Raw genomic sequence first — 15,525 nt, 5'->3', positions numbered from 1 at the left:
TCCCAAGGAGAACCGATGACCGTGCCGCCCGTCACGCCCGCCAGCCGCCTCGCGAATGCACGCGATCTTGCGTCGGTGGGGCACGGCGTTCGTCCCGGCGTGGTCTACCGGGCCGATGCACCATCGCCTGGCGACGAGGCCCCCTCCCATCTCGAGGATTGGCCCCCGCGCACCGTGGTGGACCTCCGCGGCGACTCCGAGAAGGCGCACGCTCACGCGCTCGGCGCCGTTGCCACCATTGTGGACATCCCCGTCCTCGACGATGCGGCGCTGACCGGAGCTCAGGCGCGCGAGACTCTCATGTCGCTCGAGGTGCTCTACACCCACATGACCCAGGGCGCGCCTGCCGCGGCGCTGGTGCGCGCGGTGCACCTCGTGGCCGAGGCCGAAGGGCCTGTTCTGGTCCACTGCTCCGCGGGCAAGGACCGCACCGGCGTCCTCGCCGCACTCCTCGAGACGCTGCTCGACGTGCCACGCGCCGCGGTCGTCGCTGACTATGTCGCGACCGGCGAGCACATGCACGGAGTGATCGAGCGCATGATGCGCGGCGTGACGGCTGATTTCCGTGAGGCCGCGATGGCGCAGATGCCGCCCGAAGTCTTCGAGGCGCCTGCGCATGCGATCGAGGTGGTGCTCGACCGATGGGAGGCCGAGGGCGGGGCCGGAGCGTGGTTCGCCACACACGGTGGAGAGGCCGATGCGGTGGCGCGGCTGCGTGCCCGGCTATTGCTGTCGTAGTCGGGGGGGCAAGCTCGGACGCGCCTGAGACGTAGCGTCCCTCGCTTACGATGGACGGGCAGTCTTTCCAGGAGGTCCCCCATGCGCGTGCTCGCTGCCCTGTCCGGCGGAGTCGACTCTGCCGTCGCCGCCGCCCGAGCAGTGGATGCCGGCCACGATGTAGTCGGCGTGCACATGGCACTCAGTCGCAACCGCGACGAGTTCCGCTCGGGATCGCGTGGCTGCTGCTCGATCGAGGACAGCAACGACGCGCGCCGCGCCGCAGACAAGCTCGGCATCCCGTATTACGTGTGGGATCTCTCGGACGAGTTCCACGATCTCGTGGTGCAGGACTTCCTCGACGAGTACGCGGCGGGACGCACCCCCAATCCGTGTGTGCGCTGCAACGAACACATCAAGTTCGACACCCTGCTCGAGCGTGCCGAGGTGCTCGGCTTCGATGCGGTGGCCACGGGCCACTACGCGCGCATCGAGATCCGCGATGACGGCACACGCGAGCTGCACCGCGCCCGCGACGCTGCGAAGGACCAGTCGTACGTGCTCGCGGTCATGGGGCCCGAGAAGGTCGCCCGATCGATGTTTCCGCTGGGAGACATGGCGTCGAAGGCCGAGGTGAGGGCCGAGGCTGCCGCTCGTGGGCTGGGAGTGAGCAACAAGCCCGACTCGTACGACATCTGCTTTGTCGCCGACGGTGACACCAAGGGCTTCCTGCAGCGCTCGCTCGGCGAGCGCCCCGGCGACATCGTGGACCAGGACGGGGCTGTGGTGGGTTCGCACGAGGGCGCGTACGCGTTCACGGTGGGCCAGCGCAAGGGCCTCGGCATCGGCAGGCCCGCGGCCGACGGCGCACCGCGCTACGTCACGGGCGTCGACACGTCCCGAAACGTCGTGACGGTGGGCCCCGAGACCCTTTTGTCGGTCACGACGCTTGTGGGCGAGGAGACGGTATGGCTCGCGCCCGATGTCCCTGCGGCCATGCCCGTGGCCTGCGAGGCGCAGGTGCGCGCTCACGGTGCCCCCACTGCGGGCACGGTGGTGCGCGACGGCGACCGCCTGACGGTCACCCTCGACGAGCCCATGCGCGGCGTCGCGGCGGGGCAGTCACTGGTGATCTATCAGGGCACGCGCGTGCTCGGGCAGGCCACCCTGGCGAGCCGGAAGGCCTAACCCCGCCAACCCGTGACGGCCCGCCTAACGGACCGTCACCACAATCTTGCCCCGGGTGTGGCCGCTCGCCAAAGCGCGGTACGCATCGGCCGTCTGCTCAAGGGGAAAGCTTGCCGCGACCTCGACGCGCACGTGGCCGTCGTCGATCAGGCGACCCAGTGTGGCGAGATCCGCGCTATCCGGACGCACCCACACGTAGTGGCCGCCCAGCTCGGTCGCGGCGCGCGGATCGGCGATCGACGCCACCGTGCCGGTGGGGGACAGCAGTGCCGCCGCGGAGTCGAGCGACGCGCCGCCGGCGAAGTCGATGATGCGGTCGAAGCCCTCGGGGGCGTAGACCGACGCGTGCTCGATGAGGTGCTCGCCGTACTCGACGGGCTCGGCGCCGAGGTCGCAGAGATAGTCGTGATTGGCGGCCGATGCGGTGCCGACCACGTGCGCGCCCAGGTGCGCGGCGATCTGGACGCCAAAGGTCCCCACGCCGCCCGCGGCGCCGTGGATGAGTACTTTGTCGCCCTCGCTGACGCCGGCGCGGCGAAGGGTCTGCAGGGCGGTGAGCCCTGTGAGGGGCACAGCTGCTGCTTCCGCGAAGGACAGCGAGCGCGGCTTGAGGGCCGCGGTGCGGACGGGCACTGCGACCTTATCGGCGAGGGTGCCGCCGCTGACCACGTCCTTGCGGGCGTAGGCGTAGACCTCGTCGCCCACGGAGAACTCGGGGGTATCGAGCCCGGTGTGTGTCACCACGCCGGCGACGTCCCAGCCGGGGACGACGGGGAAGTGTGCATCGAGTAGCCCGTCGAGATGGCCCGCACGCAGATACGCGTCCACCGGGTTGATGGCCGCCGCGTGGACCTCCACCACCATCGTGTCGGGACCGGGGTGCGGATCGGGCACCTCGGTGAGGTCGAGGACGTCGAGGTCGCCGTAGGAGGCGTATGCGATGGCTCTCACAGGGGCGGAACCGCCCAGGGGCTCGAGACATTCCGCAAGCCCCCACGGGACTCATCGCAACGTTTCGATCACGCAAGGTCACGAATCGGTATCGAAACGTTTTGAAAGGCCCGTTTTTGTGGACACCACATTCCGACCAGGGGTACGTTCGTAACGATTCGTGAGAGCGCTCCCACGCATGAGAGAGCGCTCTCCCGGGTTAGGTCACCATCATCAGGACTCACAAAGGAGTGAACGTGAGCTTCACACGCCGCAAGAAGTCGCTGGCCCTCACCGCAGGTGCCGCGATCTTCGCTATGACCATCGCCGGTTGCTCGAGCAGCGACGACGAGACCGAGGAGCCCACCAGCTCCGCGACGGGGGGCACCACCGAGGAGGCCGGCTCCGGTGAGCCCGTCACCCTGACCCTCGCCACCTTCAATACCCCTGGCTACAACAGCGTCGAGCAGCCCAACGCGGACTACGAGTACGACCTGATCCAGGAGTACATGGACCTCAACCCGAACGTCACCATCACCTACGACCGCAAGGCCGAGTCCGGTGACGCTCGTACGAACTTCTTCACCAAGCTTGGCCCCGGTGGCCTCGCCGACGTCGAGATGATCGAGGTTGACTGGATGCCCGAGGTCATGCAGTACTCGGACCTCCTTGAGGACCTCACCTCGGCCGACACCGAGGGTCGCTGGCTCGAGTCGAAGGTGGCGGACGCCACCGACGCCGACGGCCGCCTCATTGGCGCCGGTACCGACGTGGGCCCCGAGGCCATCTGCTACCGCGCCTCGCTGTTCGAGGAGGCCGGTCTGCCGAGCGCTCCCGACGAGGTTGCCTCGCTGCTCGACGGCGACTGGGCCAACTTCTTCGAGGTGGGCCAGGAGTACGCCGACGCCACCGGCAAGGCATTCTTCGACTCGACCTCCGGCATCTGGCAGGGCATGATCGGCCAGATCAACCCCGCGTTCGAGGACGCCGACACGGGCGAGATCATTGCGACCGAGAACGCCGACGTGAAGGCCGCCTACGACCAGCTGACCGCCGCGGCGGCCGACCAGTCGACCGGTTACCAGCAGTGGACCGAGGACTGGAACGCGGGCATGTCGAACGGCGACTACGCGACCATGCTGTGCCCGCCGTGGATGCTCGGTGTCATCGAGGGCAACGTCGGTGACGCTGCTGACGACTGGAACATCGCCAACGTCTTCCCCAACGGTGGAGGCAACTGGGGTGGATCCTGGCTGACCGTTCCGTCGAACGGCGCCAACGTCGACGAGGCCAAGAAGTTGGCCCTGTGGCTGACGGCTCCCGAGCAGCAGGCCAAGGCGTTCGCGAACGCGGGCACCTACCCCAGCCAGCCGGCCGCCTATGAGGACCCGGCCGTCGCGGATGCGACCAACGCGTTCTTCAACGACGCCCCGATCGGCACGCTGTTCGCCGACCGTGCCGAGGCAGTTCCCGCCGCTCCGTTCAAGGGCGAGTTCTACTTCCAGGTGAACACCGCCATCACCGACGCCCTGACCCGTGTGGACACGGACGTCAACGACGCGGCCGCGTCTTGGGACCAGGCCGTGAGCGACATCGAGGCACTCGGCTGATCTAGCCGATACCTTACGGACCGGGGCGTCTCCTCACGGAGGCGCCCCGGGCCCGCTCACCTCAGCATTCGCCGCGACCGTCTGAAGGATCCTCATGGCCACCACAGAAGTTGAGCCCCGCCGCGTGAAGTACACGTGGCGAGACAGGCTCGGGCACTGGGACGTCAAGGCGTCTCCGTACCTTTACATCGCACCGTTCTTCATCGTGTTCGGCCTTACCGGGCTGTTCCCGATCATCTATACCGCCGTGATCTCCTTCATGGACTGGGACACCATCCGCAACACGGGTGAGTACCTCGGGTGGGACAACTTCCAGTTCGTCCTCAATGACCGCCAGTTCTGGATCGCGCTGCGCAACACCTTCTCGATCTTCCTGTTGTCGTCTGTTCCGCAGGTCATCATCGCGACCTTCATCGCGGCGATGCTGGACCACAACCTCCGCGCGCGCACCTTCTGGCGTATGGGCGTCCTCGTGCCCTACGTCATGATGCCGGTCGCCGTCGCGCTGATCTTCTCCCAGCTGTTCGCCGACACCTACGGGCTCATCAACCACTGGCTGGGCTACATCGGCATCGGCCCCATCGGCTGGCACGTCGACGTGCTGTCGAGTCACGTGGCCATCGCCTCGATGGTGAACTTCCGCTGGATCGGCTACAACGCACTGATCCTGCTCGCCGCCATGCAGGCCATCCCGCGCGAGCTGTACGAGGCCGCCGCGATCGACGGCGCGGGCAAGGCCCGCCGCTTCTTCTCGGTGACGCTGCCGCAGATCCGCCCCACCGCGATCTTCGTGATCATCACGTCGACCATCGGTGGCCTTCAGATCTTCGACGAGCCGCGCATGTTCGACACCACCGGCACCGGTGGCGCGGACAAGCAGTGGCTCACGATCACCATGTACATGTACAACACGGGATGGGGTCAGTTGAACTTCGGCCGCGCCGCAGCCATCGCATGGCTGCTGTTCCTGATCATCCTCGCGTTCGGCCTGCTCAATTTCTGGCTCACACGCAAACTCATCTCGTCTGACCAGTCCGGGAGCAAGTGATGGCGACCAAGCGCAAGGCCATGGTGAACCTCAGCCGCCCGGGGTTCTTCGTCTACGGCTCCCTCGCGGCAGTGATGATCGCATCGCTGTTCCCGTTCTACTGGTCCTTCCTGATCGGATCGGGCGACGCCACCACCATCCGCGACCCCAACATGTCGTGGCTGCCTGGCGGCAACTTCTTCTCGAACGCCGCGACCGTCATGAACGCGGACGCGGTCAACTTCTGGAAGGCACTGGGCAACTCGCTCATCGTCTCGACCACCGTGTCGATCACCACCGTGCTGCTGTCCACGCTCGCCGGATACGCGTTCGCGAAGCTGCGCTTCAAGGGCAGCAACGGCTTGTTCGTCGCGGTCGTCGCGACCATGGCGGTCCCCGTCCAGCTGGGCGTGGTGCCCCTGTACATCATCATGTCGCGCTACGGCTGGACCGGATCCCTGTGGGCGGTCATCATCCCCGCGCTCGTGACGGCGTTCGGTGTGTTCTGGATGACCCAGTACATGCAGCAGTCGTTGCCGACGGAACTCATCGAGGCGGCCCGTGTGGACGGCTGCAACATGATCCTCACGTTCTGGCACGTGGCCGTCCCGGCCGTGCGCCCGGCCGCGGCCATGCTGTTCCTGTTCACGTTCGTGCAGTCGTGGAACAACTTCTTCTGGCCGTTCATCGTGCTCGACCAGTCCAACCCCACGCTGCCGGTCGCGCTGTCGATCCTGCAGGCCAGCTACTTTGTCGACTACTCGCTGGTGCTCGCGGGTGTGCTGCTCGCGACGGTGCCGCTGCTGATCCTGTTCATCTTCACGGGTCGCCAGCTCGTTTCCGGCATCATGGCGGGAGCCGTCAAGGGCTGACCCGATGGCGACGGATTCGAAGGTCTCGCAGCTCACCGGGGAGCGCGGGGACGGCAGCAATGCCGCCCCCGCCTCCACCGGGAGTCGCGAGCGCGCCTTCACGCGTCAGCATGCGCCCACCCTCGAGGCCGTCGCGGCACTCGCGGGCGTCTCGCGCGCGACCGTGTCGCGGGTGGTCAACGGCTCACCCAAGGTGCATCCCGAGTCGGCCGATGCCGTGCGTAAGGCAATCACCACGCTCGGCTATGTGCCCAATAGGGCCGCGAGATCGCTGGTCAGCCAGCAGAGTCACGCCATCGCTCTCGTGGTTCCTGAGGACACCACCCGCTTCTTTGGCGACGTCTACTTCGCCTCGATCATCGCGGGCATCAACGACCGGCTTGAGCAGTCGGATTACGTGCTGACGCTCATGATCGCCGACCACGCCCCGCAGGGAAAGATGCTGCGTTACCTGGCAGGTGGTGCCGTCGATGGGGTGGTGGTCGTCTCCCACCACACCTCGGACACGTCGCTGACGCAAGTGGGCCAAATGCTGCCGGTGGTCTTCGGCGGCCGTTCTGGGCTCGCGGGCGTGGATTGCTGGGTGGTGGACGTCGACAACGTCGACGGGGCCGTCACCGCCACACAGCGCCTGGTGGATCGCGGGTGCCAGAACATCGCGACCATCTCCGGACCTCTCTCGATGCAAAGCGCCCTCGACCGGGTGGAGGGCTGGCGCTCGACGCTCGAGTCCGCCGGACTCACGCCCGGTCCCGTGATCGACGGTGACTACTCCGTCGTCGGCGGCGCACGGGCCGCCCGTGCGCTGCTCGATGAGTACCCCGAGGTCGACGGCGTCTTCGTCGCCTCCGACCTCATGGCCAGCGGCGCCATGCCGGTCTTCATCGACCGTGGGCGCCGCATCCCCGATGACCTCAAGGTGGTCGGCTACGACGACAGCCCGGCGGCACAGTCGTGCGAGGTGCCCCTGACCACCGTCCGTCAGCCGTCGGTGGAGATGGGCCGCGAGATGGCGGACATCCTGCTCGACGTGCTTGCGGGGCAGACGGGCCGCCAGCGCACTACCGTGTTGTCGACGCGGCTGGTCGAGCGCGAGTCGGCCTAGGAGTCGTCGGCAGGCGCCGAGCCTCGCCCAATGCCCGGTCCCAGCAGGCGCCACGCGCGCCGCGCGAGGCGGTGACGCTCCGCCGTCGGCGCTAGGCTCACGGTCGTCGCCACCATGCTGATGGCCAGCATGATGTCGTCGTCGGTGATGCCTGCGGGGGCATCCGCGGCGTGCTCTTCCCACGCGGCGGCAACCACCGCGCGAAGGCGCTCGGCAATGTGCTCGACCCGGGCGTCGGCCCGCTCCGTCGCGATGAGTTGAATGAGCGCCGTCGCGCCCTCGACCTGGTGAGTGACGAGGTCGGTGACCGCGCGCAGCGACGGCGTGCCGTCCGCGGCGAGGGCCTCGATCTCCTCGATGTTCTCCTCGAACACGGCGACGGCGAGCGACACCCTGTCGGGGAAGTGGCGATAGAGGCTTCCCTGGCCCACGCCAGCGCGGCGCGCGATGGCCGACAGGGGAGCGTCGATGCCGTTGGCCTCGAATTCCACGCGCGCGGCGGCGATCAGCGCGGCGCGGTTCTCGCGCCCCGCGGCGACACCTCCGCGATTGGTGCGTGGGACCTTGGTCATGTGCCTAGACTAGAGACCGGACAAAGTTGTCCGGTAGTGCGTGCGAGAGAGAGGCACAGATGGCACGGCAGACGTGGGACGAAGAGGTCGACCTGCTGGTCGCGGGTAGCGGCGCCGCCGCGCTCAGCGCGGCGATCGCCGCGGCGGACGAGGGGCTGACCGTCCTCGTCGTAGAAAGCACCGACAAGTGGGGTGGGACCACCGCCATCTCCGGCGGCGGATTGTGGATGCCCAACCACCCCGAAATGGCAAAACTCGGCAAGCAGGACTCGCCCGCAAAGGTGCGCGAGTACATGGACGTCACCATCGGCGACGTGGGTCCCGCGAGCTCGGACGAGCGCCGCGACGCCTACATCGCGACCGTGCCGAAAGTCTTCAACGACTGGAAGCGCCTGGGTATCCGATGGGCGCTGAGCGCCGACTACCCGGACTACTACCCCGACAAGCCCGGCGGCATGGACGGCGGGCGCGCCATCGAGACCGAGCCGTTTGACGCCAAGCGCCTGGGCAGTTGGTTCGAGTCGTCGCGCGCGATGATGCCCGCGCCCCTGAAAACCGACGACGTGTGGCTGCTCACCCGCGCGTGGTCCAGCCGGGACGGGTTCGCCCGCGGCGCCCAGTTCGTGGGCCGCACCCTGAAGGGCGTCGCGACGGGCAAGAAGTACTACGGCCTTGGCGGCGCCTACACAGGGCACTTGATGGCGACCGCGAAGGAGCTGGGCGTGGAGGTGCGGCTGCGCACCCCCATCACCGCGGTGGTGAAGGACGACGCCGGAGCCGTCATCGGCGCCGAGGTCGCCACCCCCGGCGGCATCAAGCGCATCGCGACCCGCGCGGGGGTGATGCTCGGCACAGGTGGCTTTGCGCGCAACGCCGAGTGGCGCCGCGAGCACCACGGCATCGACGGGTACTCGTCTGCTCCCGAAGGCGACCTCGGAACCGGCATCCAGGTAGGTATCGACGCGGGCGCGGACGTGGCGCTCATGGATGATGCCTGGTGGGGAGCCTCGATCCTCATGCCCAACGGCGAGGCGCAATTCAGCGTGAACGAGCGCTCCGACCCGTACTCGATCATCGTCGACCAGTCCGGCCAGCGCTTCTGCAACGAGTCGGCGAGCTACATCGACGTGGGACACGCCATCCTCGAGCGCCACAAGACGGTGCCGGCGATCCACTCGTGGATGATCACCGAGCGCCGCCACGCCAGGCGCTTCCTCAACAACGCTGCGCTCCAGGGCCTGGGCAAGCTCAAGAAGGCCGGCTCGGTGGTCGAGGCCGACACCCTCGAGGAGCTCGCGGCCAAGCTGGGCATGGACTGGGATGTGCTCCAGGCGACGGTGACCCGCTTCAACGGCTTCTGCGCCACCGGCGTGGACGAGGACTTCGACCGCGGGCGCACCGCCTACGACAACTATTACGGCGATCCGAGCCTCAAGAATCCCAACCTGGGCCCCATCGAGAAGGGGCCGTTCAGGGCCTTCACGATCGTGCCGGGCGACCTGGGCACCAAGGGCGGCCTGCTCACCGACGAGCACGCCCGGGTGCTCGACACCGACGGCGCCCCCATCGAGGGGCTCTACGCGGCGGGCAACACCACCGCATCGGTCATGGGCCGCACCTACCCGGGTGCAGGCTCCACCATCGGACCGGCGACGGTCTTCGGCTACCTCGGCGCGAAGCACGCGGCGGGGCGACTCACCAGCATCACCAAGTAGGGGAGAGACATGTTCGGCAAGAAGGACAAGGCGGCCGATGCTTCGGTCGCCCCGGAGGCGGCAGGCACCTCGGGCGTGGGGTCCACGGGCCTCAGCGGCGACACGAAGATCAAGGACTGGCTGGCGCACCCCCAGGGTGGCCCCATCCTGCGCAAGATGCTCGCCGAGGCGGGCCAGGACGCCTCGCAGCTGAAGCCCGTGCAGGGCTTCGCGATGAAGCGCCTCATCCCCATGAGCAAGGGACAGTTCTCCGAGGAGAAGATCGCCGAGCTGGTCGCCATGGCCGAGGCCTACGACCCCGCCGCCGAGGGTGCTGAGCCGGCGCAGACCGTCCCCGCCTCCCCCGCGGATGAGGACGAGGCCATCGAGCTGCCCGACTTCGAAGAAAAGGTGACCGAGGGGCGCTTCACCGGCAAGACGATCATCGTCACGGGAGCCGGCTCCGGCATCGGCCGTGCGACCGCAAGCCGCGTGGCCCGCGAGGGTGGCCGCGTGATCGCGGTGGACCTCAACGAGGCGGGCCTCGACGACTTCATGGGCGAGCACGCCGGTCTCGACATCGTGAAGGTGGTGGGCAACATCACCAAGCAAGAGGACGTCGACGCGATCGTCAAGGCCGCAGGTGACGTCATCGATGGACTAGCCAATATCGCGGGAATCATGGACAACATGACCCCGCTGCACGAGGTCAGCGACGAGATGTGGGACAAGGTGATGGCGGTCAACGCCACCGGCCTGTTCAAGCTCTCGCGCGCGGTGATCCCGTTCATGCTCGAGCGTCACGCGGGCTCCATCGTCAACATCACCTCGGAGGCCGGCATCCGCGGTTCCGCGGCAGGTCTGGCCTACACGGCGTCCAAGCACGCGGTGGTGGGCATCACGAAGTCGAGTGCGTTCATCTACGGCCCGCAGGGCATTCGCGTGAACGCCGTCGCGCCCGGACCCGTCATCACGGGTATCCAGGCATCGTTCGACTCTCCGATGGCGGCCAAGCGGATCCAGACGGCGATGGCGGTGCTGCCCACGCCCGTGGGCCCCGAGTCGCTCGCGGCCTCGATCACGTTCCTGCTGTCGGACGACGGCCACAATGTCAACGGTGTGATCCTGCCCTCCGACGGAGGCTGGTCCGCGGTCTAGCGACCCCCCCCTTCTCCGCGCGGTCGATACACGGCGGAGAAACGGCGCTTAAGGGGCCTTCGCGGTCGATTTCGGTCGACCGCGAAGGCCCCTTAGGCGTGACGTGGCTCAGCCCGGTGGCAAGGGGCGGCGCCCAAAGGTGATGGCGTGCATGGGTGTGAGGGCCACGGTCCCGACACGATCGAAACCGTGGCGCGACAGCAACTCGAGATAGGCGCCAACGGGCTGCAGTTGATCGTCGATCTGTGCCTCGAAGAACTGGATCCCGCTCATGACCCGGCCGGGCAGCGACCGAAGAGCCTCGTCGTTGTCCGGGAACGGGAAATCGGAGATCACAAACCAGCCGCCAGGCTTCAGGTGCGTCCGCACACGCCGCGTGACCTCGTCGATGTCGCGGCACTCATGCATGGCGATGTTGTTGATGACGACGTCAAAACGGGCATCGAGTGCGAGATCCTCGAGCGCCGTCTGTGTGACGCTCACCCGTCCGTCCAATCCGGCGTCCACGATCCTGTCACGCGCGAGCGCGATCGAGTGCGCGTCCCCGTCCACTCCGACGACGCGGGCTCGGGGAAAGGCCTGCGCGAGTTCGACGAGCCCTGCGCCGGCGCCGCATGCGGTATCGAGCACCACGCCGCCGCTGTCGAGAAGCTCATGCGCCTCGCCCGCGGCAGCGAGCCCGTCGCGAACAAGGCGCACATAGAAGGGGAGTCCCGTACCCGCCACCTTGTCGATAAAGCGCGGGCCGCATTCGTCCCACCACGTCCGAGTGCCCGTGGCCAAGCGGTCATGAAATCGAGCGAAGATCTCGGGCTCCTCCAGGACTCGAAAAAGCGCTCCCATATGTGCGGGGTGTCCGGCGGCGAGAAGGAGGGTGGAAACGTTGTCGGCGAGGCGAGCGCCTTCGTCGCCGCTGCGCTCGACCAGGCCGTGAGCAATCGCTGCGGTGAGCCATACGCGCGTGTAGAACGGGTCAGTTCCGGCCTCGCTCGCGAGCGTCCACGCTGCCGAGTCTGGGTGCGCGGCGAGTGCCTCGATCAGTCCGGATTCGAGGCCGATCTGGAGTGTCCGGGTTCCCACATAGCCGGCCGCCATCTCCGTGAGCATGACGGCGGTTGTGGCGAGCGGTGCGGTGGGTGTGGGCGTGGACACCGCCTCGGTCGCGGTCATCGGACGTGAGACTCGACCACATGGCCACCGAGGGGTGACATGTCATCGTGAACGGCTGGCAGGATGTCGCCCGCGTCAGGTAGGCCCATGACGGGGCTCGTGGCTGCCATCAGGGCGATCGCGGTGAGGACACCAACGATGGCAAGCCGAACGGTAACGAGGGTGGTCATGACGTTCTCCTTCGATCGTGTCCGTCGCCAGGGCGGGCCGGTGGTGTAGCGATCCCGAGCGGTGGCGGCGCTGTGAGCTGTGGGTACCGCGCCGCCAAGAAGCGGGCCGTGCCCGCACCGCGGGAGGCCCTGTCCCGACGCCCCCGGCGCAGCCTCGGTACAGTGACAGCAGCAGCAGCGGCGAACGGCGGGGACGGGCGGACGGCGAAGCGGGACATCGTGGCCTCCTTGACGGCGTGAGTCGAGTCTCACCGGGGGGAGTCGACGGGTGGTAGACGATCGGTCAACGCGCACCGACGGCCCGAGGGTCGAGGTCTTTCAAGACATCGCCGTGCTGCGTGGCGGGCAGACGGAACCCGTTCACGGAGCGGGGCGACGCACGCTGATGGCGCTACTCGCGAGCCGTCGGGACACCGTCGTCCCGCTGCACGCAATCCACGAAGCACTGTGGCCGGAACGTGAACCGGCTTCTGCCGCCAAGGTCATCCAGACGTACGTCTCCCAATTGCGCCACGTCCTCGGTGACGCGATGGGTGAGGACGGCCGGTGGGGTCTGCTCGCCACCCACGGGGCGGGCTACCGCCTCGCGCTGGGAGCCGACGCCGTGGACGTCGCCGCCTTCGAGGCCGCTGCCCACGCCGTTGGCGTGATCGACAGTGCCGAGCAGATCGCCTCCGCCCGTGCCGCTCTCGCCCTGTGGCGTGGTGAGCCGTATCCCGGCATCGATCGTGACTTCGCGATGCGCGAGGCCGAGCGTCTCACCCGGCTGCGCGACGATCTCGAACTGCGCCTGTGGATGGGAATCGGGCGTGGTGGCGGGTGGGGCGAGGTGGTCGTGCAACTATGCGAGAGGGTCCACCGCGACCCGACGGACGAGCGCGTCGCCCTGGCCGCGATCGAGGCCCTGTGGAGCCTCGGTCGCCGAGCAGAGGCGCTCAGGCTCCACGCCCAGGTCCGCGAGGCGCTCGCGGACGAGCTGGGCGTCGATCCCGGTACCGAGCTCGGCGAGCTCTTCGCGAGAATTCTCCGTGAAGAACCGCCCCCGTCGTCTTCGGCGGTCACCGCTACGCCGACGCAGACCGAGCGCTCCCCTCAACACGACGAGGTGCCGGTCGCGCGCACCCGCCTCATCGGCCGCGAGGCGGAGCTCCAGGAACTCGGCGCACTGGTCGACGCCGAGCGCTTGGTCGTGGTGACCGGCGCCGGCGGCGCCGGAAAGACGCGTCTCGCGCTGGCCCTCGCCCAGGCGCGCCGCGACAACCGCCCCGTGCGCTGGGTCGCGCTCCAGGGCTTCCACGACGACGACGGACTGGTGTCGCTGTGCCTGCGGGCCACGGGCGGCGCCGATCCGTTTGATCGCGACCCCCTCGCGGCCCTCACCGCCCGCCTCCGAGGCGACCGGGTGCTGCTCGTGCTCGACAACTGCGAGCACCTCGTCGGACCGGTCGCAGCTCTGTGTCACCACTTGCTCGCGGCGTGCCCCGATCTCACCGTTCTTGCCACCAGCCGCGTACCCCTGCGCGTGGCCGGCGAGCGGCGCTGGCGCATCCCGGCGCTGACGATTCCGGAGGCCTCCACGGTGGACGCGGTGCGGGCCAGCGCGTCTGGGACGCTCTTCGCCGAGCGGGCCGCGCTCGTCAGCCCCAGCTTTCGCCTCGACTCTCACGTCGCGCCGTCGGTCGCGCGCATCTGCCGCAGGCTCGACGGGATTCCGCTCGCGCTTGAGCTGGCGGCTGCGCGCACGGGCGCGATGGGAGTCGCCGACATCGACGCGGGTTTGGCCGCTCGGTTTGATTTGCTCACATCGGGCGACTACACCGACGATCCCCGCCACCGCACGCTGCGCGCCGCCACGGAATGGAGCCACGCGCTGCTGAGCGCCGATGAGCGTGTGGTGCTCGAGCGGCTCGCTGTCTTCGCCGGACCCTTCCGCATGGTGGACGCGTCCGCCGTGTGCGGCGATAGCCGGGTGCCAGTGGCAACGGTGCCGGCGACCGTGGCCGACCTGGTGGACAAGAGCGTGGTGGAACGGGTGTCGGACGACCGCTACCGCCTCTTGGAGACGGTCAGAGAGTTCGGCCGTGAGCAGTGGGGGAGTGAACGTTCCGAGCTTGAACACCGCCACACCCGGTGGATTGCCGAGTTCGTTGAAGAGATCGGACACGAACTGGTGGGTGACACCCCACGGTGGTACCGGCTTCTCGACTCGGTCATGCTCGACGCTCGAGCAGCATTCGAGCGAGCGCGCTTGAACGCTGATGCAGTGACCGTGATGCGGCTCTCCGCGGGGGCGAGCTGGGCCCTCATCAACACCGGACGCTTCCAATTGCAGGTGACGTGGTCGCGTATCGCGACGGACATGGACAGCACGGATGTTCCTCCGCATGTGCGAGGGGCGGCCTTCAGGATGGCAGGCGCGATCGCGGGGCTCGACGGCCGTGCCGACGAGGGGTTCGCCCTCCTCGAGCGGGCGCGTGAGTTGTGCGTGAGTGTTGATGACCTCGAGGGAATGCTGTGGTGCGATTACTGGAGTATGACCACTCTCGCCGATGTGGGGAACTTCGAGGAGGCGGCATCGCGCGCGGTGAACGGGCTCGCCCATAGCGCGTCGCTTCCGTCCCTCGAAGCGCACCTCGAGGTGGGGCGGGGAGAGGTGCTGCTCGCGTGGCACGTCGACGGCGCACGCCCGCTGGCCGAGGTGGCCGATGCCATCGCACACAGCCAGCGCACGGCCGCCGCGTTGGCCGAGACTCATGGGCTCGAGGAGACCGGCGCCCGGGCCGAGATGACCCTCGCATTGGTGCGCGCCCTCACCGGCGAGCCTCATGAGGCGCTTGTCAGCTGCGTGGCCGCCGTGGAGCGCTGGCGGACCATCGGGCGCGGGGCGCGGCTGGCCCTAGCGCTCGTGGTGACGTCGCGGGTGGCTCTGCTCGCACAGGACTTGGACGCGGCGTGTCGGTACGCGTGGGAGGGCGCGGCCGCGTGCGGGGCGATCGGGTGGTCGGGTGCGCTCGGATCGGCGGCGGAGGTAGTGGCGGTTCTCGACGACGCACGCGACCCCGAGTCGACCTCCATGCTGCTGGCCGCCGCACGCGCGACCCCTCCCACGCACCGCTGGAGGGTGCCGTGCGACACCGCGCGCATCGCGGCCTGTGCCGCTGAGCACATGGGCCGCGAGGCTTGGGCGGCGGCCGAGGCCGCGGGCGTCTCGCTCACGTTCGACGGGATCGTCGCACTCGTCACGTCGGTGGCGGCACGATCCGACGGCACCGGTGAGGGCGCCCGAGCAGCCGCGCAGTGGCGCTGAAAGTG

Annotated in this window: 13 protein-coding genes; 9 read left to right on the top strand and 4 right to left on the bottom strand. The window is 68.4% G+C overall.

All coding sequences use genetic code 11. The features are described from left to right. Positions 1 to 15: 15 nt before the first annotated feature. A complete protein-coding gene (locus B7K20_RS12895) occupies positions 16 to 738 on the top strand; it encodes a tyrosine-protein phosphatase (RefSeq protein ID WP_144018579.1) in 723 nt (240 codons plus the stop codon). A gap of 81 nt (positions 739 to 819) precedes the next feature. Further along, entirely contained in the window at positions 820 to 1,905 is a 1,086-nt protein-coding gene (gene mnmA, locus B7K20_RS06885; RefSeq protein ID WP_084101790.1) for a tRNA 2-thiouridine(34) synthase MnmA, read from the top strand. A gap of 24 nt (positions 1,906 to 1,929) precedes the next feature. On the opposite strand, the gene B7K20_RS06880 is transcribed toward mnmA, so the two are convergent. Beyond that, the gene (locus B7K20_RS06880; protein ID WP_084101789.1) at positions 1,930 to 2,856 is read right to left on the bottom strand and encodes an NADP-dependent oxidoreductase; all 927 of its coding nucleotides are present in this window, start codon (positions 2,854 to 2,856) and stop codon (positions 1,930 to 1,932) included. Positions 2,857 to 3,092: 236 nt separating this feature from the next. Here B7K20_RS06880 and B7K20_RS06875 point away from each other — a divergent pair, with 236 nt between their 5' ends. The 4 genes from B7K20_RS06875 to B7K20_RS06860 all read left to right on the top strand — a co-directional run bounded on the left by B7K20_RS06875 (position 3,093) and on the right by B7K20_RS06860 (position 7,449). Continuing rightward, positions 3,093 to 4,445 carry an extracellular solute-binding protein gene (locus tag B7K20_RS06875; protein WP_234985747.1) on the top strand — a complete coding sequence of 451 codons (1,353 nt, stop codon included), beginning with the start codon at positions 3,093 to 3,095 and terminating at the stop codon, positions 4,443 to 4,445. A 94-nt stretch (positions 4,446 to 4,539) separates the two neighbouring features. Next, positions 4,540 to 5,493 (top strand): carbohydrate ABC transporter permease, encoded by a 954-nt coding sequence (locus tag B7K20_RS06870; protein ID WP_084101788.1) that lies wholly within the window; start codon positions 4,540 to 4,542, stop codon positions 5,491 to 5,493. Continuing rightward, positions 5,493 to 6,344: a carbohydrate ABC transporter permease gene (locus tag B7K20_RS06865; protein ID WP_084101787.1), complete on the top strand. Its 852-nt coding sequence runs from the start codon at positions 5,493 to 5,495 to the stop codon at positions 6,342 to 6,344. Before B7K20_RS06870 ends, B7K20_RS06865 begins: the two co-directional genes overlap by 1 nt. 4 nt (positions 6,345 to 6,348) lie before the next feature. Continuing rightward, a complete protein-coding gene (locus B7K20_RS06860) occupies positions 6,349 to 7,449 on the top strand; it encodes a LacI family DNA-binding transcriptional regulator (protein ID WP_084101786.1) in 1,101 nt (366 codons plus the stop codon). Here B7K20_RS06860 and B7K20_RS06855 read toward each other — a convergent pair. Beyond that, a complete protein-coding gene (locus B7K20_RS06855) occupies positions 7,446 to 8,021 on the bottom strand; it encodes a TetR/AcrR family transcriptional regulator (RefSeq protein ID WP_084101785.1) in 576 nt (191 codons plus the stop codon). The genes B7K20_RS06860 and B7K20_RS06855 overlap by 4 nt on opposite strands. Before the next feature lie 59 nt (positions 8,022 to 8,080). Between B7K20_RS06855 and B7K20_RS06850 the strand changes: the two genes are divergently transcribed. Together B7K20_RS06850 and B7K20_RS06845 are read left to right on the top strand one after the other, a co-directional pair. Further along, a complete protein-coding gene (locus B7K20_RS06850) occupies positions 8,081 to 9,736 on the top strand; it encodes an FAD-binding protein (protein WP_084101784.1) in 1,656 nt (551 codons plus the stop codon). 9 nt (positions 9,737 to 9,745) lie between these two features. After that, positions 9,746 to 10,873: an SDR family NAD(P)-dependent oxidoreductase gene (locus B7K20_RS06845; protein ID WP_084101783.1), complete on the top strand. Its 1,128-nt coding sequence runs from the start codon at positions 9,746 to 9,748 to the stop codon at positions 10,871 to 10,873. A 108-nt stretch (positions 10,874 to 10,981) separates the two neighbouring features. Here the strand turns inward: B7K20_RS06845 and B7K20_RS06840 are convergent, their stop codons facing one another. Further along, on the bottom strand, positions 10,982 to 12,043 hold the full coding sequence (locus B7K20_RS06840) for a class I SAM-dependent methyltransferase (RefSeq protein ID WP_084101782.1): 1,062 nt from the start codon (positions 12,041 to 12,043) through the stop codon (positions 10,982 to 10,984). Then, positions 12,040 to 12,213 (bottom strand): hypothetical protein, encoded by a 174-nt coding sequence (locus B7K20_RS13050; protein WP_159449352.1) that lies wholly within the window; start codon positions 12,211 to 12,213, stop codon positions 12,040 to 12,042. The genes B7K20_RS06840 and B7K20_RS13050 overlap by 4 nt, the downstream gene beginning before the upstream one ends. Before the next feature lie 385 nt (positions 12,214 to 12,598). Here B7K20_RS13050 and B7K20_RS06835 point away from each other — a divergent pair, with 385 nt between their 5' ends. Next, positions 12,599 to 15,520, top strand: a complete 2,922-nt coding sequence (locus B7K20_RS06835) for a BTAD domain-containing putative transcriptional regulator (protein WP_084101781.1) — start codon at positions 12,599 to 12,601, stop codon at positions 15,518 to 15,520. The last annotated feature ends 5 nt before the right edge of the window (positions 15,521 to 15,525 follow it).

Origin of the sequence: Demequina sp. NBRC 110051, assembly GCF_002090055.1 — a bacterium.
In the GTDB taxonomy this organism is placed as follows: domain Bacteria; phylum Actinomycetota; class Actinomycetes; order Actinomycetales; family Demequinaceae; genus Demequina.
This window is presented reverse-complemented; position numbering and strand designations above follow the sequence as displayed.

Excerpts from the sequence above, each read along its gene's own strand:
- B7K20_RS06835 (WP_084101781.1), top strand. The coding sequence starts at position 12,599 with ATGGCGCTACTCGCGAGCCGTCGGGACACCGTCGTCCCGCTGCACGCA.
- B7K20_RS06840 (WP_084101782.1), bottom strand. The coding sequence starts at position 12,043 with ATGACCGCGACCGAGGCGGTGTCCACGCCCACACCCACCGCACCGCTC.
- B7K20_RS06870 (WP_084101788.1), top strand. The coding sequence starts at position 4,540 with ATGGCCACCACAGAAGTTGAGCCCCGCCGCGTGAAGTACACGTGGCGA.
- B7K20_RS06865 (WP_084101787.1), top strand. The coding sequence starts at position 5,493 with ATGGCGACCAAGCGCAAGGCCATGGTGAACCTCAGCCGCCCGGGGTTC.
- B7K20_RS06845 (WP_084101783.1), top strand. The coding sequence starts at position 9,746 with ATGTTCGGCAAGAAGGACAAGGCGGCCGATGCTTCGGTCGCCCCGGAG.
- B7K20_RS12895 (WP_144018579.1), top strand. The coding sequence starts at position 16 with ATGACCGTGCCGCCCGTCACGCCCGCCAGCCGCCTCGCGAATGCACGC.
- B7K20_RS13050 (WP_159449352.1), bottom strand. The coding sequence starts at position 12,213 with ATGACCACCCTCGTTACCGTTCGGCTTGCCATCGTTGGTGTCCTCACC.
- B7K20_RS06855 (WP_084101785.1), bottom strand. The coding sequence starts at position 8,021 with ATGACCAAGGTCCCACGCACCAATCGCGGAGGTGTCGCCGCGGGGCGC.
- B7K20_RS06860 (WP_084101786.1), top strand. The coding sequence starts at position 6,349 with ATGGCGACGGATTCGAAGGTCTCGCAGCTCACCGGGGAGCGCGGGGAC.
- mnmA (WP_084101790.1), top strand. The coding sequence starts at position 820 with ATGCGCGTGCTCGCTGCCCTGTCCGGCGGAGTCGACTCTGCCGTCGCC.
- B7K20_RS06850 (WP_084101784.1), top strand. The coding sequence starts at position 8,081 with ATGGCACGGCAGACGTGGGACGAAGAGGTCGACCTGCTGGTCGCGGGT.